Annotated in this window: 15 protein-coding genes; 12 read left to right on the plus strand and 3 right to left on the minus strand. The window is 45.3% G+C overall.

The window, feature by feature from the left end:
- The first annotated feature begins 20 nt into the window (after positions 1-20).
- The 3 genes from uvrA to QQL36_RS05490 all read left to right on the plus strand — a co-directional run bounded on the left by uvrA (position 21) and on the right by QQL36_RS05490 (position 4,403).
- Positions 21-2,897 carry an excinuclease ABC subunit UvrA gene (gene uvrA, locus QQL36_RS05480; RefSeq protein WP_321569243.1) on the plus strand — a complete coding sequence of 959 codons (2,877 nt, stop codon included), beginning with the start codon at positions 21-23 and terminating at the stop codon, positions 2,895-2,897.
- 176 nt (positions 2,898-3,073) lie between these two features.
- The gene (locus QQL36_RS05485) at positions 3,074-3,550 is read left to right on the plus strand and encodes a DUF6452 family protein (RefSeq protein WP_321569244.1); all 477 of its coding nucleotides are present in this window, start codon (positions 3,074-3,076) and stop codon (positions 3,548-3,550) included.
- The gene (locus QQL36_RS05490; protein WP_143708902.1) at positions 3,510-4,403 is read left to right on the plus strand and encodes a DUF6048 family protein; all 894 of its coding nucleotides are present in this window, start codon (positions 3,510-3,512) and stop codon (positions 4,401-4,403) included. The genes QQL36_RS05485 and QQL36_RS05490 overlap by 41 nt, the downstream gene beginning before the upstream one ends.
- A 23-nt stretch (positions 4,404-4,426) precedes the next feature.
- On the opposite strand, the gene QQL36_RS05495 is transcribed toward QQL36_RS05490, so the two are convergent.
- A complete protein-coding gene (locus tag QQL36_RS05495; RefSeq protein WP_321569245.1) occupies positions 4,427-4,870 on the minus strand; it encodes a GNAT family N-acetyltransferase in 444 nt (147 codons plus the stop codon).
- 453 nt (positions 4,871-5,323) lie between these two features.
- Here QQL36_RS05495 and QQL36_RS05500 point away from each other — a divergent pair, with 453 nt between their 5' ends.
- The 4 genes from QQL36_RS05500 (at position 5,324) to QQL36_RS05515 (ending at position 16,184) form a co-directional block, all read left to right on the plus strand.
- Positions 5,324-10,807, plus strand: coding sequence for an Ig-like domain-containing alpha-2-macroglobulin family protein (locus tag QQL36_RS05500; RefSeq protein ID WP_235643873.1), 5,484 nt, complete (start codon positions 5,324-5,326; stop codon positions 10,805-10,807).
- A gap of 264 nt (positions 10,808-11,071) precedes the next feature.
- Positions 11,072-13,447 (plus strand): penicillin-binding protein 1C, encoded by a 2,376-nt coding sequence (gene pbpC / locus QQL36_RS05505; RefSeq protein WP_321569246.1) that lies wholly within the window; start codon positions 11,072-11,074, stop codon positions 13,445-13,447.
- A 422-nt stretch (positions 13,448-13,869) separates the two neighbouring features.
- On the plus strand, positions 13,870-15,039 hold the full coding sequence (locus QQL36_RS05510; RefSeq protein ID WP_083724838.1) for a hypothetical protein: 1,170 nt from the start codon (positions 13,870-13,872) through the stop codon (positions 15,037-15,039).
- A gap of 35 nt (positions 15,040-15,074) precedes the next feature.
- Entirely contained in the window at positions 15,075-16,184 is a 1,110-nt protein-coding gene (locus QQL36_RS05515; protein ID WP_321569247.1) for a hypothetical protein, read from the plus strand.
- Between the two features lie 41 nt (positions 16,185-16,225).
- Here the strand turns inward: QQL36_RS05515 and QQL36_RS05520 are convergent, their stop codons facing one another.
- Positions 16,226-17,485 (minus strand): replication-associated recombination protein A, encoded by a 1,260-nt coding sequence (locus tag QQL36_RS05520; protein ID WP_321569248.1) that lies wholly within the window; start codon positions 17,483-17,485, stop codon positions 16,226-16,228.
- An 18-nt stretch (positions 17,486-17,503) separates the two neighbouring features.
- Positions 17,504-18,007 carry a hypothetical protein gene (locus QQL36_RS05525; RefSeq protein ID WP_083724833.1) on the minus strand — a complete coding sequence of 168 codons (504 nt, stop codon included), beginning with the start codon at positions 18,005-18,007 and terminating at the stop codon, positions 17,504-17,506.
- 133 nt (positions 18,008-18,140) lie between these two features.
- Here QQL36_RS05525 and QQL36_RS05530 point away from each other — a divergent pair, with 133 nt between their 5' ends.
- From QQL36_RS05530 to QQL36_RS05550, 5 genes are all read left to right on the plus strand, one after another.
- Entirely contained in the window at positions 18,141-20,198 is a 2,058-nt protein-coding gene (locus tag QQL36_RS05530) for a M13 family metallopeptidase (protein ID WP_321569249.1), read from the plus strand.
- Positions 20,199-20,297: 99 nt separating this feature from the next.
- Positions 20,298-20,516 carry a hypothetical protein gene (locus QQL36_RS05535; protein ID WP_083724829.1) on the plus strand — a complete coding sequence of 73 codons (219 nt, stop codon included), beginning with the start codon at positions 20,298-20,300 and terminating at the stop codon, positions 20,514-20,516.
- Positions 20,517-20,522: 6 nt separating this feature from the next.
- Positions 20,523-20,834 (plus strand): YHS domain-containing protein, encoded by a 312-nt coding sequence (locus tag QQL36_RS05540; RefSeq protein ID WP_320579155.1) that lies wholly within the window; start codon positions 20,523-20,525, stop codon positions 20,832-20,834.
- Between the two features lie 250 nt (positions 20,835-21,084).
- A complete protein-coding gene (locus tag QQL36_RS05545) occupies positions 21,085-21,486 on the plus strand; it encodes a hypothetical protein (protein WP_083724827.1) in 402 nt (133 codons plus the stop codon).
- 338 nt (positions 21,487-21,824) lie between these two features.
- The gene (locus tag QQL36_RS05550; protein ID WP_083724825.1) at positions 21,825-22,214 is read left to right on the plus strand and encodes a DUF1398 domain-containing protein; all 390 of its coding nucleotides are present in this window, start codon (positions 21,825-21,827) and stop codon (positions 22,212-22,214) included.
- Positions 22,215-22,266 lie beyond the last annotated feature (52 nt).

Here is a 22,266-nt window from a genome sequence, read left to right on the forward strand (position 1 = left end):
TGGTGACTCGCTAATCAAATATGGCAAAGAAGAAAGAGAATGCAACAACGCCGGTCCTCACACCGGCTACGGCAGATGATCAAATAGCTGTGTTTGGCGCCCGGGTTCACAATCTCAAAAACCTGGACCTCACATTACCTAAAAATAAACTGGTTGTCATCACCGGCATCAGTGGCAGCGGAAAATCCTCCCTGGCATTCGATACCATCTACGCAGAAGGCCAACGCCGATACATGGAAAGCTTTTCTGCCTACGCACGCCAGTTCATAGGCGATATGGAACGCCCCGATGTTGATAAAATCACCGGCCTATCCCCGGTTATCTCCATCGAACAAAAAACTACCAACAAAAATCCCCGCTCTACCGTAGGGACCATCACCGAAATTTATGACTTCCTCCGCCTGCTCTACGCACGCGTAGGTATCGCATACTCCTATAATAGTGGTAAACGCATGACCCGCTTCTCCGAAGAAGAAATCATGGACCACGTATTTAAAAACTACCCGAAAAAGAAACTCGTCATCCTCGCCCCCCTCATCCGTGGGCGTAAAGGCCACTACCGCGAACTCTTCGAACAGCTCCGCAAACAGGGCTACCTCAAAGTGCGCGTGAACGGAGAAATCCTCGACCTGAAAGAAAGGATGCAGGTGGATCGTTACAAAATCCACGACATCGAACTGGTAGTTGACAGGGTACAAGTGCAGGACGACGCCCGCACCCGCATCAGCCAGAGCATTCAAAAAGCCCTGCAGATGGGGAAAGGCCTCCTCTTCATCATGGACAACGACACCAACAAAGTCAGCCAGTACTCTAAACAACTCATGTGTGAAGATACCGGCCTCTCCTACGAAGAGCCCTCTCCAAACACATTCTCCTTTAACTCTCCATATGGCGCCTGCCCCCGTTGCAAAGGCCTCGGCACCATCTACCAGATAGATATGGACGCCGTGATCCCCGATCACAACGTCTCTATCAATGACGGTGGCCTCGCCCCACTCGGCGAAGCCAGAGATACCTTCACCTTTAAACAGGTACAACAACTCGCCAAAAAGAATAAATTCTCCCTGACTGCCCCCATCGGCAACCTGCCCCAGAAAACATTGAACCTCCTCCTATTCGGAGATGAAAATGGTAGCCTGGAAATGGACATGGAATTCGGGGATAATGGCGAAAACGCTTACAACTCTGACTTCGAAGGGGTGATCAACACCGTTCGCCGTTACTTCAACGACACTTCTTCAGACGCTGTACGCAACTGGGCCGAAAGCTTCATGAAACTACATACCTGCCCTGAATGTAATGGCTCCCGCCTCAAAAAGGAAAGCCTCTTCTTCAAGGTAGATGAGAAAAATATCTCCGAACTGGGGAACATGGACCTGGATAAACTGGCCGTCTGGTTCAAGGACATCGAAAAGCGACTGGACAAGAAACAAAATACCATCGCCAAAGATATCCTCAAAGAAATCAGGGAAAGACTAGGCTTCCTGCTCAACGTAGGTCTTACTTACCTCACCCTCAACCGTGCTACCCGCACGCTGAGCGGTGGTGAAAGCCAGCGTATCCGCCTCGCCACCCAGATCGGCTCCCAACTAATGGGTATCACTTATATCCTGGATGAACCCAGCATTGGGCTTCACCAGCGTGATAACATGCAACTCATCGACGCCCTCCGCAACCTTCGCGAAATGGGCAACACCGTGATCGTGGTGGAACACGATAAAGATATCATGCTCCATGCCGACCACCTCATCGACGTTGGCCCAGGTGCCGGTGTACACGGTGGCCGCATCATCGCCCAGGGTACGCCTAGCCAGATCCTGCAACTCGATACCCCCACCGCCGGCTACCTGAATGGTAAACAGGCAGGGACCATCCCCTCCGAAAGACGCAAGGGTAACGGGAAATCACTGGAACTAAAAGGCGCCACCGGCAATAACCTAAAGAACGTGAGCGTGAAACTCCCGCTAGGTACCTTTATCTGTGTAACAGGGGTATCTGGTAGTGGTAAGTCTACCCTCATCAACGAAACGCTGTACCCTATTCTGAGTCAGCACGCCTACGATTCCAAGCAAGACCCGATGCCTTACAAAAGCATCAAAGGCCTGGAAAATTTAGACAAAGTCATCGAAATCGACCAGTCTCCAATCGGTCGTACCCCCCGTAGTAACCCAGCTACTTATTGCGGGTTCTTTACGGACATCCGTACCCTGTTTTCCCAGGTGCCGGAAGCCAAGATCCGGGGCTATAATGCAGGTCGATTCTCCTTCAATGTGAAAAGCGGTCGCTGTGATGTTTGTGAAGGAGGGGGGATGAGAGTCATTGAAATGAACTTCCTCCCTGATGTATACGTGCATTGTGAGAAATGTAACGGCCGCCGGTACAATCGTGAAACACTGGAAATCAGGTACAAAGGCAAATCTATCTCCGATGTACTGGATATGACGGTCGATGAGGCAGTGGAGTTCTTCCAGCCCGTAACTTATATCTACCGGAAAATCAAGACTTTACAAGATGTAGGACTGGGATATATCACATTGGGACAATCAGCCGTGACCCTGTCAGGTGGTGAGGCCCAACGTGTAAAACTGGCGACTGAACTATCTAAAAAAGATACCGGAAAGACTATTTATATCTTAGACGAACCTACTACCGGTCTGCACTTCCAGGATATCCAGCTGTTGCTGAATGTGCTGAACAAACTGGTAGATAGAGGGAATACCGTGCTGGTGATCGAACATAACCTGGATGTGATCAAGATGGCCGATCATATTATTGATCTGGGACCTGAAGGTGGCGCTGGTGGAGGTACAATATTATGTACCGGTACACCGGAACAGGTGAGTGAATGTAAAGAAAGCCATACGGCGAAGTTCCTGAAGCAGGAGCTAAAAAGATAGTTTCAAAGCAGCCCGCAGGCTAAAATACAATCAGTTATCACTCGCCGCAGGCTAAAATATATCTCCCTAAAAAATCGCTTTTGTCATAGACAAAAGCGATTTTTTGTTTCCAGGTACAACAGATTCTACCCTCTAAGTCATTATCTTCGCCTCCAGAATTGTTATAACCAATAGGCATGAAATATATTTCCGGCATTATAGCCCTTCTACTCATAGCAGTATTTGCGGCTTGTGAGGATGAAACCAAGACCTGTGACCAAACCTTGCTCGCAGACCTTGGTATTAACTTTAAAAAAGACTCCCTGGATGGGTACATCAACAAAGACACCACCTGGCCCAAAGTGACGGTGTGTGCCCTTGACAAGGACACCCTCATCAGTCAGCAAGCCAGATCCAGTGTATATTTCGAACTCGACCCGCTGCACGATACCTGTCGTTACTACCTGAAACTGGACTCCACCGCCGTGGCAGATACCCTGACCTTCAGGTATACACGCACCCCGCACTTTGTATCTGCTGGTTGCGGCTTCGCCACTTTCTCCACACTGGATACGGTGATAACCACCTACCATACCATCGACTCTTTACATATAAATAACCGGGAGGTAACAAGTGATAATACAACGAACATTTCTTTATTCTTTATTTATTAGTCTCTTCGCGGTCGCCGCGCAGGCACAGGTGAAGAAGGATACCATTCCGGCGACTGTAAAGGATACGACTCACAGACCGTTATCAAACGCGCTGAAAATCAAAGCCGCCAATGATACCGTTATCCTGAAGACTAAATCAGGCAAGGACTCTGTCGCACTGAAAACCAAATCAGGCAAAGACTCTATTGCCCCGAAAGGCAAACCAATTGTTGCAAAAATCGAAGACAGCACCTACCTCTCTAACGCAGGTATCCGCATCGGTCTGGACATCAGCCGTTTTGCCCTGCTGTATTTTCAACCATATAGAACCGACATTACCGTTCAAGCCGATGTGCGCCTTGGCCAAAAGATCTATGGCGCCATCGAAACCGGCTGGAACCGCACTTCTCACAGCGATTCCAACTACACCTACAAAGGAAGCGGTATCTACAGCACCATCGGTATCGACTACGACTTCATGAAAAAAACAGAAACCACAGAACAGAATATGCTCTACGGAGGTATCCGCTATGGTTTTGCACATAATACCTACGAAGTACCTACTTACCTCATCACCAGTGATTACTGGGATGCATCTACCCAGGGGAGCTATCCAAAAACAAGTATGACTGCCCACTGGATTGAGCTGGTATTTGGTCTGAGAGTAGAAGCTGCAAAAAATCTGTTCCTGGGATGGGGTGTGCGAGAGAAAATCATGATCCACAGTAGTGCCAGCAAAGCATTTCCACCTATCGTAATTCCAGGATTTGGAAGCGGGTCGAAGCGGTCACAGTTCGATATGACCTACACCGTGTCTTATATGATTCCGATGTATAAAGTCAAGGTGCACGTACCGAAAGATAAAAAGAAATAAGGGGGAAGTGATTCCCCCCTTATTTAATGCCGTATCATATCAATATGCGGCAACCCATGATCATCATATTCCTCACTCACCTGCTCAAACCCTAATTCACTATAAAATTTCAGCAGGTACGACTGTGCACTGATCTTCACCGGCACCTTGCCATAATGTGCTGCTATCACGTCGAGCGTACGCTTCATCAACTCCTTTCCAACTCCCTTGCCCCGTGCCTCCTTCGCCGTTAGCACCCTGCCAAATGCCGCCTGCTCATATTTCTTTCCCGGACCAAAGATCCTGGTATACGCCACGACCTTATCGTTTTCTATCCCATACAGATGCAGGGCTTTCTGGTCATAATCATCCAGGTCTTCCGCCATACAGTTCTGCTCTATGATAAAGACATTGAAACGTATCTGCATTATGGCATATAACTCGCTATTCGTTAATTCCTCAAAGGATTTGGTAAACCACTGTATCATGCTGACAAATTTAATAAATGTGATGATTGTTATCAGTCCTAAAAAAGCCCTATTCACGCCTTCAAAATGAGTTTTATTGGCAAGATGGCTGGTTAAAGACACTCCTTTCCTTATCTTTGACGAGCCTTGGACCAGTTGTCATGGATACATTGAACCTGACAATCACCTTCGTAAGCCACTACCCGGAACAGCTTCCGGGAATAGCCACGAATATCCAAAGGCCGGAAAAAGGGGAGGACTATATAACTATATATGTGACCTATATGTTCGTAATCAGATCGTAAACCCAACCCCGGCTCCACCATATTAATTATTAAAATATATTTTAACATACCTTTATATCTTAAACCAGCATTTATCCACATGCATCCCAAAAGAAATATTGCCATACTTACTGGTATTTTCTGTCTGTTAATGTCATGTTTTTCAGCTTGCAAACAATCCAGAAAAGCAATGAACCCTGAACTGGCAAAATACATCGACGCCTATACCGCCGGTGTAATTTCCAAACAAAGTACTATCAGGGTACAGTTATCCAGCAATGTAAACGTTACCCACACCCAAAATGAGCCTGTCACCGAAGAACTCTTCGATTTCAGCCCGTCCATCAAGGGTAAGGCCTATTGGGTAGACGCCACTACAATTGAGTTTCGTCCGGATGCCAACCTGACTCCCGGCAAAACCTACACCGCTACTTTCAGACTCGGAAAAGTGATCAATGTAGAAAAAGCCCTTCGCTCTTTCGACTTCGAATTCCGTGTCATGGAGCCATCGTACGAACTGCAGGATTTTGGCCTTAAATCAGCCAGCAATACTTCCCGCGAAAAAATGGTCTACACCGGCGCCATCGTCACTGCTGATGCCGAAGATCCTCAACAGATCGAAAAAGTAGTCACCGCCCGCGCTGGTAGCAAATCCTTCCCTATCAAATGGGAACACAACGCTGCCGAAAGAACATCTAAGTTCACCATCGAAAACCTGACCCGTGCGCAGGATGGATGGAACCTGGACCTCGAATGGAACGGCGCTCCGCTGAAAGTTGAGCTATCAGGCAAAAAGCAACTTGAAATACCGGCCATCGGTGAATTCAAAGTACTCGATGTAAAAGCGATCATTGATCCTGAACAATACGTTCTCGTACAATTCTCCGATCCCATTAGCGTAGCCCAAACCCTCGATGGCCTCATCGGTATCAGCGGCGTTAGCGACCTGCGCTATACCATCGAAGGCAGTGAAGTAAAAGTATTCGCACCTAAACGTCTGGAAGGTAGCTTCTCCGTTGTGATCAACGAGGGTATACTGAACAGTTATGACGAGAAACTACTGCAGAGCTTCTCCGCCAATATCGATTTCGAAAATATTCAACCTTCCGTATCTATCCCCGGCAAAGGGGTGGTGCTCCCGGAAAGCAATAAACTGGTGTTCCCCTTCGAAGCGGTGAACCTCAGTGCCGTAGACGTGACCATCATCAAGATCTACGAAAACAACATTCCGCAATACCTGCAAAGGAATGACCTGAATGGCACGCAGGACCTGCGTCGCGTAGGTCGTCCGGTGGTTGAAAAAACCATCCGCCTCGATACCGACAAGTCACTCAATCTTCATAAACGTAACCGTTTCTTCCTCGACCTGGATCAACTGCTCCGCACCGAACCAGGCGCTATCTACCGCGTGACCATCGGCTTCCGCAAAGCATACTCCCTCATGGGTTGTGGTGCTAAAACCGACGATACCAAAAAAGAAGAACAGTCTGAAGAAGACTATTACAGTGATGGCTATGGCGAAAAGATCGACGAAGACGATGAATTCTGGTCCCGTTACGATAGCTACTATCCATACGGTTATAACTGGGAAACCCGCGACGACGCCTGCTCTAACTCTTATTACAACAAAGACAGATGGGCATCCCGCAACGTTTTCTCTTCCAATATCGGTCTGACAGCCAAGAGAGGGAATGACAACAGCATGCTCATTGCCGTTACCGACATCCGCGATACTAAACCATTAATGGGTGTAGAACTGGAACTGCTCGACTACCAGAACCAGGTGATCTTCAAAACCAAGAGCGATGGCGATGGTCTTGCAAACTTCGATCTGAAACGCAGACCTTACCTCCTGATCGCTAAGAAAGGTGACGAAAGAGGCTACCTGAAACTGGACGATGGTAACTCCCTCCCCCTGGGCCGTTTCGATGTGAAAGGGGAAGAAGTACAAAGCGGTATCAAAGGCTTCCTCTACGGTGAACGTGGTGTATGGCGCCCTGGCGATACCCTGTACCTTACCTTCATACTGGAAGATAAACAACAGAAATTACCTGCTGATCACCCGGTTACACTGGAACTCTACAATCCGAAAGGCCAGCTGTACAGACGGATCAACGCCCTGCAATCTGTAAATGGCTTCTATAACTTTATCACCGCTACCAACCCTGACGACATTACTGGTAACTGGACCGCGAAGGTAAAAGTAGGAGGTGCCCTCTTTACTAAAAATTTGCGCATTGAAACTGTAAAGCCAAACAGGCTGAAAGTAAAACTGGACTTTGGTACAAGAACAACCCTGTCCAAAGACGATGCTTCTGAAGGTACACTGAGTGCACAATGGTTGTTTGGCGCTACTGCCCAGCACCTGAAAGCAAAAGTCGATGTATCGCTCACCCAACAGGCTACCAGCTTTAAAAACTTTGCCGGCTATACCTTCGACGACCCTGTCACTCACTTTGAAGCTGAAGATAAAACCATCTTCGAAAGCGCCCTGAGTGAGAACGGTACCGCACCTGTAAAAGTGAACCTGCCACTGGGCAAAATCGCTCCAGGTCAGCTGAAAGCTAACTTCGAAATCAAAGTATTCGAGCCAGGTGGCGATTTCAGTATCGACCACTTCTCTATGCCATACAACCCCTTCTCTACCTATGCAGGTATCCGCATGCCGGAAGGAGATCGTACTACAGGAATGTTGCTCACAGACCAGCCACACCATATCAGCATCGTAAATGTGGATAACAATGGTAACCTGGTGCGTGGTTCCAGCAGTGTGCAGGTAGAACTGTACAAAGTTCGCTGGCGCTGGTGGTGGGATGAAGATGGTGAAGACGACTTTACCAACTTTACGCAGGATAGTTACAACCAACTATTGAAAAAAGAAACTATCGCGCTCAATAATGGTAAAGGTACCTGGGACCTGCAGATCAACTCTCCTGACTGGGGCCGTTACCTCGTAAGAGTGAAAGACCTGAAAAGCGGACATACCACCGGTAAGTCAGTATATATTGATTACCCGGGTTGGGCAGAAAGAGTGCAGAAAGAAAATCCTTCTGAAGCTGCTATGCTCGTGTTCACTTCTGACAAGAGTAAATACAATGTAGGTGAAGACGTGAACCTCACCATTCCAAGTAGTGAAGGAGGTCGTGGCCTCATCAGCATTGAATCAGGCAGCAAGGTGCTGAAATCCTTCTGGGTAAATACAAAGAAAGGACAGACGACCTTCAGCTTCAAGGTGGACAAATCCATGGCGCCTAATATATACGTGAACATTAGTTTGCTGCAACCACATGCACAAACAGCGAACGATCTGCCTATCCGCATGTATGGCGTAATACCACTGACGATCGAAGATGCAAATACCATCCTCAGTCCGGTGATCACCATGGCCGATAAACTGGAACCTGAACAGAACGCCAGCATCACCGTATCTGAAGCAAAAGGTAAATCCATGACCTATACCATCGCCATTGTCGATGAAGGTCTGCTGGATCTGACCCGCTTCAAAACACCTGATCCACATAGTACCTTCTATGCAAGAGAAGCATTGGGTGTAAAAACCTGGGATATCTTCGACTATGTGATCGGTGCATGGGGTGGCGATATGGAACGCATTCTGAGTATAGGTGGTGACGAAGGTCTGAACAAAAATGCAGGCGCTGCAAAAGCAAACCGCTTCAAACCAGTTGTATTATACATGGGTCCATTCACCCTGAAAGGTGGTGAAAAGAAAACACACAACTTCAAACTGCCTCCATACATTGGTTCTGTGAAAGCGATGGTAGTAGCGGGTCAGGATGGTGCATACGGTGCTGCTGAAAAAGTAGTAGCTGTGAAGAAACCATTGATGCTGCTCACATCACTGCCACGGGTATTAGGTCCTTCTGAAACCATTCAATTACCAGTTACCGTATTCGGTCTGGAAAACAATATCAAATCAGCGAAAGTAACACTGGCTACCAGCTCACTGCTGCAAGTGGTGGGTGAAAGCACGAAGACCGTTACCTTCAATCAACCGGGTGAACAACTGGTATACTTTGATGTGAAAGTGAAAGCTGCCGTAGGTGTGGCCAAAGTAAAAGTAACAGCTACCAGCGGCGCTGCGAAAGCAGAAGAACAAACTGAACTGGAAGTACGTAATCCGAATCCACTGATCACCACTGTACAGGATGGAACTGTAACAGGTGGTCAAAGCTGGACTGCCGATTACAAACCAGCAGGTATGGCAGGCACCAATACCGGTGTATTGGAAATCTCTACCGTGCCTCCGATGAATCTGGCAAAACGCCTGAATTATCTGGTACAATATCCACATGGTTGTGTAGAACAAACTACTTCTGCAGCATTCCCTCAACTGGTACTGAACCAGCTGGTAGACCTGAAGAGCAGTGAAGCTGCCAATGCAGATCACAACATCAAAGCGGCGATCAACAGACTGAAAGGCTTCCAGACTTCCGACGGTGGTTTGGCTTACTGGCCAGGTAATGCAGAATCAGATGAGTGGGGTACAAACTATGCCGGTCACTTCCTGCTGGAAGCACAGGCAAGAGGGTACGAACTGCCTGCAAGCATGCTGGACCAATGGAAGAAATACCAACGTAACAAAGCAGCATCCTGGACACCACGCAGTACCAACTTCTATGGTGGCGATCTCACACAGGCATATCGTCTGTATCTGCTCGCACTGGCCAAAGTGCCTGAGTTAGGTGCAATGAACCGTCTGAAAGAGTTCGCATATCTCTCTGATGCAGCAAAATGGAGACTGGCAGCAGCTTACAAACTCGCTGGTCAGCCGGAAGTATCAAATATGCTGATCAGAAATTTACCAACAAGTGTGAAACCTTATAAACAATTAGGTGGCACCTTTGGCTCTGATACCCGCGATAAAGCGATGATACTGGAAACACTCACGACCTTAGGTCAGACAGCACGTGGCAATGAACTGGTGAAAGAACTGGCTGCTGATATGTCGAAAGATGATTACTATAGCACACAGACCACTGCCTATACATTGATTGCGATTGCGAAGTTCTGCGGTACAAACAAGAATGGCGCTAAAGCCACCTTTACTTACAAGCTGAATGGTAAAGCAACCACTGTAAGTGCTACCTCTTACATCACACAAATCCCGGTTGTTACTACTACAGCTGGTAATGTGAGTGTGCAGAACACCGGTGGTAATATCCTGTATGCAAGACTGATCCTGCAGGGTCGTCCGGATGCAGGGCAGGAGCCTACTGTTCCAAACAATCCTGAAGTATTAGGGCTATCAGTAACTTATAGCACCCGTGACGGTCATCCGCTGGATGTAACGAACCTTCGCCAGGGTACAGACTTCATGGCGACTGTGAAGATCACTAACCCTGGTAAGCGTGGATATTATGAGCAGATGGCATTGACACAGATCTTCCCAAGTGGGTGGGAGGTGATCAATACGCGCCTGCTGGAAAGCGATAGCGCCTTCCATAATTCACCGTTTACATTTATGGATATTCGTGACGACAGGGTGTATACTTATTTCAATATTGAAGAAGGTAAAACACATACATACAATGTATTGCTGAATGCAGCTTACTTAGGGCATTATTACCTGCCAGCTGTGAATTGTGAAGCGATGTATGATAATACCATACAAGCCTTCCTGCCAGGTAAGTGGGTAGATATAAGTACGAAGTAAATTGACTAAATTTACTTCCTCTCAATAAAATGGAGCGTGTATCAAAAGTAAGATACACGCTCTTTTCATTCGGATACCTGATGGAGCTAGGTTTGCATTTATGCAGTTCTAAGGAGGTTCATTTATTTTTGATACATCCTGCGTTTTATTCGGATACCTAATGGAGATAGGTAGTCCTTTCAGCACTTCTGAGGAGGTTTATTTATTTTTGATGCACGCTCATTTTTTTGCCACGAGGGTGGCGGCCGGCTTAAAAAGAATTCTATGTGGTTGCGTAAAAGAAAATGGTGGTTGATTGTTGCTTCCATCTTGTTAATAACATATATTTTTTGTCTCCCCTCCCGTTTATTTACGGCCCCTACTTCCTTTGTTATAGAAGACAACAACGGCAGGCTGCTCAGCGCCACTATTGCCACAGATGGTCAATGGCGTTTCCCTGTTGATAAACCTGTACCTGAAAAATTTGCACGGTGCATTATCGCTTACGAAGACAAACGTTTTAATTACCACTGGGGTGTGGATATCATCGCCCTTGCCCGTGCTTTTAAACAAAACATACAACACCGCACTGTCATCAGTGGAGGCAGTACCCTCTCTATGCAGGTGATCCGCCTCTCGCGCAATAAACCCCGTACCGTATTTCAAAAGTTGATTGAAGCGGTACTCGCTACACGTCTTGAATTCTCATATTCTAAAAAAAGCATCTTACAATTATATGCTGGCAATGCACCTTTCGGAGGAAACGTAGTAGGACTGGAAGCAGCTTCCTGGCGCTACTATGGCCGTGGTGCAGAACAATTATCATGGGGTGAAACGGCGGCATTGGCAGTATTGCCCAATAGTCCGGCATTAGTACATCCTGGTCGTAACAGGCAGATCTTACTCACGAAAAGAAACCAGCTTTTAAACAGGCTGTGGAAGAATAAAACGATTGATAGCATCACCTGTGCGCTCTCTAAATTAGAACCTTTACCAGATCAGCCACAGGCATTGCCGCAGGATGCACCACACTTGTTAGATAGGTTCCGCAAAGATTACCGCACAGGCAGCACAGGTAGCACCCGTATCAAAACCACGCTGGAAGGTGATCTGCAAAGAAATGTTGCGAACATTGTAGAGCGCTATCACAATATTTACAAAGCCAATGGCATCAACAACGCTGCAGCAATTGTATTGGATGTAGAAACGGGCAATGCACTCGCTTATGTAGGTAATATCTATCATCCTGAAGATGCAGAAATGGAAAGCCATGTGGATATCATACAGAGTCCGCGCAGTCCGGGTAGTACATTGAAACCAGTGTTGTATGCAGCGATGATGACGGATGGCATGATACTACCACATAGTTTAGTACCGGATATTCCTACACAGATCGCAGGGTATACACCACAGAACTTTGACTTAGGATATGATGGTGCAGTGCCTGCCAGCAGGGCATTGGCAAGGTCACTGAATATTCCGGCGGTGCGTATGCTACAGCAATATCGCTATGAACGTTTTCATGCATTGCTAAAGAAAATGGGCATTACCACATTGCGACAACCCGCAGACCACTATGGTTTATCACTGATCTTAGGTGGTGGAGAAACCAATCTGTGGGAGATGTCTGGCATGTATGCAAGCATGGCGCGTACCTTGTTACATTTAGATCAATACAATGGTAAGTATGATGCAGATGATATTCATGCACCCAACTATATACATGGATTAAAAAGACCTTCAGAACATGCACCTACAGACTATGGTGTGCTGGATGCAGGAGCGATCTGGTACACCTTCCAGGCAATGGAAGACGTAATGAGACCGGGTGAGGAAATGCTCTGGCAACAGTTTTCCTCTTCACAAAGAGTAGCATGGAAAACAGGTACCAGCTTTGGGTTCAGAGATGGATGGGCCATAGGTGTCACACCTCAATATGTAGTAGGTGTATGGATCGGTAATGCAGATGGAGAAGGGAGACCGGGGTTATTGGGCGTAGCAACAGCAGCCCCTGTAATGTTTGATGTATTCAGATTACTACATACCAGTGGCTGGTTTACCACACCTTATAGCAAATTAAGAAAAGTAGAAGTGTGTAAACAAAGTGGCTACAGGGCCAGCGATCTCTGTCCAGACAAGGATTCACTATGGGTACCTGTGAATGGATTGCGTTCTGGCGTATGCCCTTATCACCAGTTAATACATTTAGATCATACAGGTCAATACCGCGTGACGGCGAATTGTGAATCGCCATCCATGATGCAACATGTACCCTGGTTTGTATTACCACCAGCCATGGAGTTTTATTACCGTACCAGACATAACTATGCTGCATTACCTCCATATAGACCTGATTGTATCGCGACCTTATCAGCTGATAAGCCAACGATGGAAGTGATATATCCCCGACCCAATGCACGTATATATGTACCTATAGAAATAGATGGCACAGCCGGAGAAGCAGTATTTACGGCCACCCACCGGGATACAAAAGCAAAGATCTTCTGGCACCTGGACAATAACTTTATCGGTACTACAGAAGAGTTTCACCAGATGGCTTTGCACCCGGCACCCGGTAAGCATATGCTCACATTGGTAGATGAAACCGGAGCTGAGGTGCATGTACCATTTGAAATTTTAGCGAAAGAAAAGGACAAGTAAAGTACATTGTTCATCTAAAAATGAAATTAAACTACATGATTGTAGTCCATGTGCTATAAGTCTTTGCCTGTAAAAAAACTGTCAATCTAAACGGTACGACCACTTTTCCTGACTTTAAACCGGATACTGCAAAGTGAGGGTAATACAAATACCTCATTATGAAACCTATTGCATCAATGAATTAAGGGATAACAGCCCGGTGGTGTCAGTATTTTCTTATGAAGAAGCAACTACTGACGGCACATACTATTAAAAATATCTGAAGCAAAGCAGACCAGCTATACATTAATTAAGAACTGATAATATTTTTAACCACCTGGCTTTCAGGTGGTTATTTTTTTACCTACCTACCAGATATCAGAAGAAACTAGATAAAGATTTTCCTTACATTATTTTTACTTGAAATATTTATTCCCTTATCTATGAAGAAAATTTACTTAATTGGTGCCATACTTGGTGCCCTGGTTTTCTATGCCTGTAAAAAGGAGGATAAAACCATCACTGTTACCAACACAGTGAATGACACTATCAATAAGACTGTTTGGTGGAGCGGTCAGGTTGACGCTAATACACTGACAGCTGCAATCAGTGTGGGTTATTCCACCAAAGTCGCTGATTCCGTATTACCATCCCCATCAACATCTGCCGATGCCCCCGTACTGGATACCATGTACGAAAGAACTTACAGTGTAATAGAAGGACAATATCTGACCATCTATCCGCCAAATCTTTCCGGCTATGTAGCAGGTTATTATGTGCAGATCAAAGGAGCCAGTTCATATTTCAAAGTAAATTACTCCACTGCGAATACACAACGTAAAGCTGCAAGAGCAGCGATGCGTGCAAAGCTGGCAGCAAGTGGTGCGAAAAAGGCCTCTCAATTGCCTGCATTTGTCCGTGGTAGCGGCGAGGGTTATATCGACTCTTCAATTGTAATCAAATTACCAATCTCCATCAAAGGCGATACTTTCTATGTGAAGTATGCAGCGTATGATACCTTGAACCGTGTGAGTAAACCTGTCACAGCTACAGTGATCGTATTACCCCAGGGTAGTACTACATTCAACGATTCACTGGCTGGCACCTGGAATTATGCAAGATATAAATATTATGGTACCAGTTCCTATGACAATGAATGGATAGTTGATACGCTGTATCCTTATACCCAGCAGTACTATACCTGCAACAATAATACTCTGACAGCATCCGAAGAGGCCACTGATATTTACCTGACTAGCTATGCATGGACTTATCATTGGGCGTTCACGTTCAATAGTCAGTATACCTATTCCTCCTCTTATAGCGGTAGTTACAGAAACCTGGACCTTGATAATTCGACTTGTAGCAGCTATGCATATACTTATGCAAATAATTATAATGGTATCGAGACAGGTGCTATTTCTTATGATGCTTCCAAACATCGCCTGATGTTCATCTACAATAACAGTGAAAGTGGCAACAGTTCAAACATCGATTTCAACTACTATTATTATTATGTATCTGAATTGACTGCCAGCAAACTGGTATTGACATATGATGATAATGAGACTTCTGACTACCAATACCTGTACATGTACGAATTCAATAAATAACTACACACTTTCCAAACTGAATTTAGATTAAACTTATGAAGAAAATTATATTATCAGGTGTGTTAGCCAGTGTTGTAGCATTCTATGCCTGCACAAAGGAAGGAACCACCACCACTATTACAAATACTGTACACGATACTACAATAGTAACAACCTATGCCAGTGGCATCGCCAATGCAGATACCCTGACTGCCGGTCTGAAAGTAGCTTATGGCAGCAGTGTAACAGGTACATTTCCTGCAGCGTCAGCTGATGCAAGTGCACCTGTACTGGATTCCCTGTACAATAAAACGTATACAGTGATCAAAAGCCGTTACCTGATCATCTATCCACCAAACGTATCTGGCAATGTAGCAGGTTACTATGTACAGATAGCAGGTGCTGCTTCTTATTTCAAAATTGATTATACGCAGGCATACGGTCTGAGAAAAGCGGCAAAGCAAGCGAGAGCTGCTGCTACTAAAACACCAAATGCCCGTGGTATTGGTGATGGTTATATCGATTCTACCATCGTATTCAAATTACCTGCTACCATCAATGGTGATACTTTCTATGTAAAGTATGCAGCGTATGATACCCTGGGTCGTGTAAGTGATGCAATTACTGCAACAGTACTGGTATTGCCTGAAGGTAGCGATAAATGGACCGATTCACTGACTGGTACATGGAACTACTATGGTCATAATTATTATTATAATGGCAGCTGGGAGTATACAGATTACCAGGTGGATACATTATATAATTATAACCAGAACTTTGATTGTAATAATGATCAACTATCTTTTGGATCGACTTTAACTATTCCTTATTATAAAAATATTTACCACTCTTCTTACAGTTTCGATAACTACTCATTTACCTATAGCTATTCAAATAATTATGGATACCTGGATATGAATACCTCAACCTGTAGTAATTATGTCTATAATTTGAATTATAGTGCCGATTCTGAAGAGGGAGGTTTTTCATACGATCCGGCCACCAAAAAGTTTACGGTGATCTATGACGGTTCTTCAAATGTAGATATTAGTTATGATAGCTATCATTTAGCTGAACTGACAGATAAGTATATGATTTTGTCTTACAAAGAGTCAGATAACGACTATAATGGGACGATAGATTACTACAAATACATAAAACAATAGCACTTTTATAAAAAAGGCGTCCCGAATCCGGGACGCCTTTTTTAATATCCATATTTTTCTTTCCACAACCCTCTCAGGTGCTTCCTCATTTCATCTTCCCTTGCATTCTTCCCCGGATCATACAGCTTCATTCCTTTGATCTGCTCTGGCAGATACTCCTGTGGAGAAAAACTGCCTTCATAATCATGAGAGTATTCATAGCCTTTGTTATACCCCATTTCTTTCATCATCTTTGTCGGCGCATTTCTGATATTCATCGGCACCGGCAGATCACCTGTTTTATTCACTACAGACAAGGCGTTGTTGATCGCCATGTAGGCTGCATTGCTCTTCGCAGAAGATGCCAGGTAAGTGGTACACTGCGATAATATAATTCTTGCTTCGGGATACCCGATCATCGTCACTGCCTGAAAACAACTGGTCGCTAATAGCAATGCATTGGGGTTCGCATTTCCAATATCTTCAGAAGCAGATATCAACAATCTCCTCGCTATGAACTTCACATCTTCTCCACCTTCTATCATCCTTGCCAGATAATAGACGGCTGCGTTCGGATCACTGCCTCTGATTGATTTAATGAAAGCAGAGATAATATCGTAGTGTTGCTCGCCTGACTTATCGTAGATAGCTACCCGTTGTTGTGCAATATCCATCACCTTCTGATCAGTGATCACGATAGGAGATTCCTGTTGCAGGGTGTTCACCACCAGCTCAAATAAGTTCAGCAATTTACGGGCGTCGCCACCAGAGATGTTGAACATCGCCCGTGTTTCTTTCAGCTCTATTTGTCTGCTGCCTAACCACTCATCCTTTTCCATGGCCTGGTGCAGGAGTTGTAACAATTCTTCCTCAGTCAATGGTTTCAACACATATACCTGGCTCCTGCTCAGCAACGCCGCATTTACTTCAAAACTGGGATTCTCGGTAGTTGCACCGATCAGGGTGATGATCCCTTTTTCCACAGCGCCCAGCAAGGCATCCTGCTGACTTTTATTGAAGCGATGAATTTCATCTATGAACAACACGGCATATCCTTGTTTTCGGGCAATTTCGATCACTTCGCGCACTTCCTTTACACCAGCAGCAATGGCGCTGAGGGTATAAAAGGGTACTTCCATGGTATGCGCAATAATATTGGCAATGGTCGTTTTACCTACGCCGGGAGGCCCCCACAGGATCATGGAGGGAATTTTACCTTGTTGTATGGCCTTGCGTAAGATGCTGTCTTTTCCGGTCAGGTGTTGCTGTCCCACCAGCTCATCCAGTGTCTGAGGCCGTAACCGCTCTGCTAATGGTTCCATATAAAAGATCTTAACGGGTTAAAATAAAGGCTCCTCATCCTGCCTGTTCTTCCACTGCTTCAGGAAGTTATAAGAGAGCAATACATTTGTAACAATTATTACTCCAATCAGGATAAAAAATACAGACATAGGGCTCAGCATGGCTCTCATCTTTCCCTGCTCACTGGTGGGGAGTTGTTTGATCACATCTTCCAACGGACCCAGGTTACCAGTTTTGAGCAGCAGAAACAGGGATAAGCCTGCCAATGCAATATATCCACCTACAAAGATGCTGATGCCACCAATGATCCGGATACCACCCGGCGTACTTTCTTTCAATACCATATTACGATCTAACAGCGCTTTTTGCAGATGGAGTGATAATATAGCATGAATTAAAATAGCTCCTAAAAAGATGCCGGCAGAAAGGATCATCAGGCTACCAGTGGTGAACAGTGTGATCACAAGTCCCATCAGAAAGAAGGTCGAGAACATGATATTAACAGCAGTGAGTCCTCTGAATAATTTAAACTTTAAAGTCATTGATCTCCGGTTTTTCGAGGTACAAACCTACCTAAATCTTCCCTTATAGCAAGATAAAAACAGCCGTCTGTAAAATCCGTATCTCACACAATCCGTGATTTAGCTATCTTTAAATACTAAACCTGTTTATTTTATGAAGAGCATTTACGCTTTACAACTATCGTTGTTGGCTGCCATCTCATGGACGGCCTGCAACAACAACACCACATCAGAACAGGCGGGGACAAACCAGGACACCCTAAAAATTCCCGCGTTTGACGTAAGTTCCATTGACAGTACTGTGAATCCCTGCGATGATTTCGACAACTTTGTAAACGGCAACTGGAAGAAAAATAACCCGGTTCCTTCTACAGAAAGCCGTTGGGGCGCATTCAATGTTCTTGATAAACAGAACAAAGAAATAAGATTGAAAGGCATTATCCTGGACCTGGCCGCTAAAAAAGACCTGAAAAAAGGTACTGAAGAGCAACAGATCTCCGATTTCTACCGCTCCTTCTATGATACTGCTACCATCGAAAAACTGGGTATGACCCCGTTACAGCCTTACCTGGATAAGATTAACGCTATCCAGTCACTGGAAGACTGGGCAAAAGTATCTGGTGAGCTCCAGACCCTGGGTATCAGCACAGTCGCCACTTTCTATATCGGCGCTGACTCACGTAACAGTAAGATGAATGCTGTATACGAGAACCAGGGCGGTCTCAGCCTCGGCGAAAGAAGCTATTATGAAAGAACAGATAGCGCTACCAAAGCGGTTCGCGATGAATTCGTAAAGCATATAGATAAACAATTCTCTCAGGCAGGTTTCAAAGATGCAAACCCAGGTCAGACGATCCTGGACTTCGAAACCAAACTGGCTAAACTGCAACTCACCAACGTACAGCTGCGTGACCCGGTGGCTACTTATAATAAGGTGGCTTTTTCTGAGCTGAAAAAACTGGCTCCGGAATTTAGCTGGGATGGTTATGCCGAAGTACAACAGGTGAAAGTCGATACCATCATCCTGGAAAACAAGGCATATGTCACCAATTCAGCTAAACTGGTAAAAGCAACTCCGCTGGAAACCCTGAAAACATATGCACGCTGGCAGACCCTGTCCCGCTTTGCAGGTTACCTGCCTAAGGCGATCGACCAGGAAAACTTCCATTTCTTTGCAACCGTAATGCGTGGAACCAAAGCACAGAAACCTCGTCTGGAACGCGCTATCCGTGCTACTGACGGTACTATGGGCTACCCACTGGGTAAACTGTTTGTAAAACAGTATTTCCCTGAAAGCTCCAAGCAGAAGGTATCTGAAATGATCGAAAACGTTCGTGCCGTATATGGAGAAAGAGTGGACAGCCTGAAATGGATGAGTGCTGCTACCAAAGAAATGGCGCACAAAAAGCTGAAATCCTTCACTTACAAAATCGGTTATCCTGATAAGTGGAAAGATTATTCCAGCATTGATGTGAAACCAGGTACACTGATCGAGAATGTTGTGGCAGCTACCAACTACAAACACAAGGAAGAGATCGAAAAGATCGGCAAGCCTGTGGATAAGTCAGAGTGGGAAATGACACCACAGACCGTGAATGCGTACTACAACCCACTGAACAACGAAGTCGTATTCCCGGCTGGTATTCTGCAACCTCCATTCTTCAATGCAGATGCAGACGATGCGATCAACTATGGTGGCATCATTGCGGTAATCGGGCATGAGTTTACCCATGGCTTTGATGACCAGGGTTCACAGTTCGATGCAGAAGGTAACCTGACTAACTGGTGGACGCCTGAAGATCGTAAGAACTTCATGACACTGGCTAACCGTTATATCCGTTATTTCAACGGTATCGAGGTATTGCCTGGCTTCCATATCAATGGAGCACTGACAATCGGTGAGAACATCGCAGATTTGGGTGGTCTGACACTGGCTTACCATGCACTGGAAAAATCCCTGAAGGGTAAACCGGAACCTGCAAAGATTGATGGATATACCTGGCAACAGCGTTTCTTCCTGGGTTGGGCACAGGTATGGCATGGCAACAGTACAGAAGCTGCGCTGCGCAACCAGGTGCAGACAGATCCACACTCACCGGCTACCAGCCGCATAGATGGCCCGCTGCCTCATCTGAAAGAATTCAATGATGCATGGGGATGTACTGGTGGTAAAATGAAACTGGCAGATACTGCGAGAGTAGTAATCTGGTAATTTAATAACTTCTCTATTTCAAAAAAGCTTTTGCCGGTGGCAAAAGCTTTTTTTTTGTAATTTTGGGTATCCTTTCACCAGATGTAAATATAGATCCATATGACAGGCATCTTCAGACAATACCGCACGGAATTACGCAACATCTTCATCTTAGCATTGGTCGTACTCGCTGTACCTTACCTCCCGGCTTTTGCTGATCTGGCATTGACCGCCAAGGGGTTGATTATAACAACCGCTATCATGGGTAGCCTGGTGCTGGCCATGATCATCAAACTTTACTTTCGCGTATTAGTGTTGCGTATCACCAAAGAAAACTAACACCTGATGAAAAAGATCTCTATAGTATTCGCAACGATAGCAGCAGGTGTATTTTTTGCCTGCAATCAACCATCTTCTGAGAAAGCTGCCGCAAAGGCAGACTCCGCAATGAGCACTGTCACTCAGCCAGCTGAGGATACGACAGCTTTGCAGCCGATCGCAGGAAAAGTGGGTGATCCGGTGTGTGGCATGCCTTATGATACTACGTACCATGAATTTAGCGTTTATAAGAATGATACAGTGCATTTTTGCTCTCCAACCTGTAAAAGGGTATTCGATAAGAATCCGGAGAAATATGCAGCTAAACTGGGTCTGTAAGGATCCATATAGAATTTAGTATACTTACCGACGTTGGGAATTATTTCCGGCGGAGAGAGATGTCATAAAGCCCCTTTTGAAGATCATGGGAGTAACTCCCTTGAAGCACATAAGCATTTTTGAGCATAACACACTGATTGTCAATCAGGCTTTAACATTTCCAAATCGACCAGCCGCCTTTTTTCGTCTCCAACCCGATGTAACTTCTTATAGTATTTCGCGTTCTAATTGATCATACAAATACGTGCGCATGAGATCTATATTTACGTGGCTGCTGCTACTCACGTTCTTCTGCAGCTGTGAAAAAAATGATACGGAGGCAACGCCTTCTATCGATGTGACCGGTTCCTGGGAACTGGCCGCCAGTATGAAACAGCCTGATACAACCTGGCAGGCGGTTGCTGCTGCGGATTCTGCAACGTATTCTTTTGATGCAAACGGACAGGTCTCCTATTCGACTAAATCATGGCGTACTACAGGCACCTATAAAGTGATTGCTGATGGGAGCAAGGTAAAGCTCATTATCAGTACGGATTCTTTGTCTCAATATCTGGAGGTGGAGAAGACGAGTGATTCTACGATCCGTGTGGATGACTGGTTAAAGGCGGTGAATAAGGGCTATACCAGTAAGCGGTTTGTCAGGGTTTTTTAAAAGAAACATCCCGGGATAATTCCCGGGACGGTCAGTTAAACAGCTTATGAAAATCTACGCTTACGTTCAGATTATTAAACTGAAGGTCGGTAGTTAATATTATGACAGTGTTACCAGAGGATTACCAACGTATTAACAATTAGTTGTAGCGACATATATGAGATTTGACAAGGTTTCTCCAACAGCCGCCCTTGCTCCTTATATTAAATACAATGATCGCAGAGAATACGCAGGCTGAGCAGTATACAGTTTTTTCTTCTACAAGATTAGGTTTCAGAACAGGGGATCTTTGGTTCAGGTCAAAGGTGTCATGGATCTTTGTATAAATTACTATAGCAATGTTTACATTACAAGAGATTAAAAATGCACATGCAAAGGTGAAATCGGGAGCTGATTTTCCTCAGTATATCAGGGATTTGAAAGTGCTGGGAGTGGTGAGGTATGAGACGTATGTGTCAGATGGGCATACGAGTTATTATAGTGAGAATGGGGGGACGGTTATTTCTGAGGAAAAGTATGATTTTTTGGAAGTGGAAAAAGTGAGTAATATTTCTGGTTTTAAGAATGGTTTGAAGGAGCATCAGGAGGGGAAGAGTGATTACATGGGGTTTTGTAGGATGTGTGCGGAGAGTGGGGTAGAGAAGTGGGTGGTGAGTATAGGGGAGATGAGGTGTAGTTATTTTGATGTGGAGGGGGGAATGATGGTGGAGGAGAGGATACCGGAATAAGGAAAATGGTTTATATTTGTGAAGACTAAAAAGCCAGGTGCTACGAACACCC

Origin of the sequence: Chitinophaga sp. LS1 (genome assembly GCF_034274695.1) — a bacterium.
In the GTDB taxonomy this organism is placed as follows: domain Bacteria; phylum Bacteroidota; class Bacteroidia; order Chitinophagales; family Chitinophagaceae; genus Chitinophaga.

Bases quoted from the DNA above. Each gene is read 5' to 3' on its own strand.
- QQL36_RS05535 (WP_083724829.1), top strand. From the start codon at position 20,298: ATGACAGGCATCTTCAGACAATACCGCACGGAATTACGCAACATCTTC.
- QQL36_RS05530 (WP_321569249.1), top strand. From the start codon at position 18,141: ATGAAGAGCATTTACGCTTTACAACTATCGTTGTTGGCTGCCATCTCA.
- QQL36_RS05540 (WP_320579155.1), top strand. From the start codon at position 20,523: ATGAAAAAGATCTCTATAGTATTCGCAACGATAGCAGCAGGTGTATTT.
- QQL36_RS05495 (WP_321569245.1), bottom strand. From the start codon at position 4,870: ATGATACAGTGGTTTACCAAATCCTTTGAGGAATTAACGAATAGCGAG.
- QQL36_RS05520 (WP_321569248.1), bottom strand. From the start codon at position 17,485: ATGGAACCATTAGCAGAGCGGTTACGGCCTCAGACACTGGATGAGCTG.
- QQL36_RS05510 (WP_083724838.1), top strand. From the start codon at position 13,870: ATGAAGAAAATTTACTTAATTGGTGCCATACTTGGTGCCCTGGTTTTC.
- QQL36_RS05500 (WP_235643873.1), top strand. From the start codon at position 5,324: ATGAACCCTGAACTGGCAAAATACATCGACGCCTATACCGCCGGTGTA.
- QQL36_RS05545 (WP_083724827.1), top strand. From the start codon at position 21,085: ATGAGATCTATATTTACGTGGCTGCTGCTACTCACGTTCTTCTGCAGC.
- QQL36_RS05550 (WP_083724825.1), top strand. From the start codon at position 21,825: ATGTTTACATTACAAGAGATTAAAAATGCACATGCAAAGGTGAAATCG.
- uvrA (WP_321569243.1), top strand. From the start codon at position 21: ATGGCAAAGAAGAAAGAGAATGCAACAACGCCGGTCCTCACACCGGCT.
- pbpC (WP_321569246.1), top strand. From the start codon at position 11,072: ATGTGGTTGCGTAAAAGAAAATGGTGGTTGATTGTTGCTTCCATCTTG.
- QQL36_RS05485 (WP_321569244.1), top strand. From the start codon at position 3,074: ATGAAATATATTTCCGGCATTATAGCCCTTCTACTCATAGCAGTATTT.
- QQL36_RS05515 (WP_321569247.1), top strand. From the start codon at position 15,075: ATGAAGAAAATTATATTATCAGGTGTGTTAGCCAGTGTTGTAGCATTC.
- QQL36_RS05525 (WP_083724833.1), bottom strand. From the start codon at position 18,007: ATGACTTTAAAGTTTAAATTATTCAGAGGACTCACTGCTGTTAATATC.